Annotated in this window: 2 protein-coding genes; both read right to left on the bottom strand. The window is 65.2% G+C overall.

Annotated elements, in window-relative coordinates; translation table 11 throughout:
* Window positions 1–1,177: hypothetical protein (locus AC1VAN_RS20605; protein WP_480986611.1), on the bottom strand; the 1,177-nt coding region annotated here is incomplete at its 3' end.
* Between the two features lie 190 nt (window positions 1,178–1,367).
* The gene (locus tag AC1VAN_RS20600; protein WP_025873797.1) at window positions 1,368–1,736 is read right to left on the bottom strand and encodes a glycine zipper 2TM domain-containing protein; all 369 of its coding nucleotides are present in this window, start codon (window positions 1,734–1,736) and stop codon (window positions 1,368–1,370) included.
* Window positions 1,737–1,810 lie beyond the last annotated feature (74 nt).

Below are 1,810 nucleotides of genomic sequence, written 5' to 3'. Positions count from 1 at the left end.
GCCCGCGCATGTCCAGGTCGCGGCGTTCCATCGGCACGAAATCATGCAGGTCGACCTTGCCGCCGTCGAGCTGCACCGTCCACAGCGTGGCCATGCAGTTCACCGCTGCTGTCGCGGCCAGTGCGCCCTGCGCTTCGTTGCGTGCACCACCGGCGCAGCGCTGTCGCGCCACCGGGTTGTCACGCTGCGGGCGATGGGGAATGAACAGGCGCAACCGCGATGCACTGATGGTATCGGCCGGAATCATCGGATAAGGCAGCAACTGGTCGTGCGCCGAGCGCAGCGATTCGTAGTGCGCGCCCAGCATGCCGTGGTTCACTGCCTCCTCGGTCAGCACGCTGTAGCGGTTGAACAGCGAGAACGTCATCGAGCCATAGACCTGCAGGGCGGCGAGCACCATCGCCAGCATCACCGCCGAAATATAGATCACCGTGAACGAGCGGCCGCGCAGGTTGCTCTGCAGGGTCCACTGCATGGTCTGCAGCAGGCGCAGCATGGGTACCCGCTGCAGGCCAGCCAGCACCGACTGCAGTCGCTTCTCCTGCCGTGCCGTGTCCAGGCCCCGCGCGCGACGCCGCGCGATCGACTTTTCCAGCAGCATCGGCACCATCGCCAGACCGAGCAGACAGAGCATCAACACCGCAACGATTCCCAGCGTGATGCGATCGACATCGCCGAAGGCGGCGCCGATGGCCATCGCCACGCCAAGCGAGACAATGGCTACCACCAGCGTGCCGGCCAGGGTCTGCACGCACAACAGCGTGGTCGAGAACAGCATGGTGGCAAGCCGGTCCGCGCGTTCAATGGTGCCGTCGAGGCCGCCGTCGCGCTGCTGCAGGAACGCGCGTGAGAACGGCCCCAGCATCGTCAACCGATCCCAGTCGATACCGTTGGGGAAGTGCGATTTCAGGCCGATCAGGCCGATCCAGTAGCCGCGCACGGCCAAGTGGATGATCAAGGCCACCGCCAGCACGTAGCACATGCCGACGCCGATGCTGAAGGCGAACCACAGCGCCTGGAAATAGACACCTTCGGTATGCAGGCTGCTGCGCGCCCACGCATCGAACAGGTAGCCCGGCACGGCGAGCAGTGCGAAGGCGAGCAGGCCGGAAATGAACAGCTCCAGCTCGTCGGTGCGGTCACGCACGCGGGAGTAGCTGGCTGTCGTGCGAGGCATTGCATCAGCAACATCGGACGGTTCCCGACGGTCTACAGCGCTCGACTTGTTCACTGGCGATTCATCCCTGGAGGTCGGCGCAGTATAGGCATGCGCCCTGCCCCACGGAACGGGTCCGGAAACGGAGAACGCCGGCACAGGGCCGGCGTTCGGGGTACAGCAGTGTGGAAGGGGTTATCGCATGGAGGCATCAGCGATAGACGCGCTCACAACGGCGCTCGACCACGCGATCGCCGGTCTTCTGCTGATGGTTGCCCTGGATCTGCCGCCCAGCTGCACCGCCCGCCACGGCACCGGCGACGGTCGCCAGCTTCTTGCCGTTGCCGCCGCCTACCTGGTTGCCCAACAGGCCGCCGACCACGGCGCCCGTAGCGGTACCGGTGATGCGGTTGGGATCGCGGGTATTGCGCTGTACTTCCACGTTCTTGCAGACCACGCGGCTGCCATCGTTGAACTTGCGCCCTTCATCACGCGGGCCGTAATTCTGTGCGCCAGCAACGGACGAGGCCGCCAGCAGGGTGCCCAGCACCATCAATCGGGTCGAGGTCTTCATGGCCATCTCCTGTGCTCCGGTATGGCGCAAGTGTCTGCCTGCACGTGGCAACTGCAGGTGAAATCCACGTCTCCGGAGGC

It is taken from the genome of Stenotrophomonas sp. 05L44_2, assembly GCF_056665995.1.
This window is presented reverse-complemented; position numbering and strand designations above follow the sequence as displayed.

What these genes read in the sequence shown, in the direction of transcription:
- AC1VAN_RS20600 (WP_025873797.1), bottom strand. Translation starts at nt 1,736, where the DNA reads ATGGCCATGAAGACCTCGACCCGATTGATGGTGCTGGGCACCCTGCTG.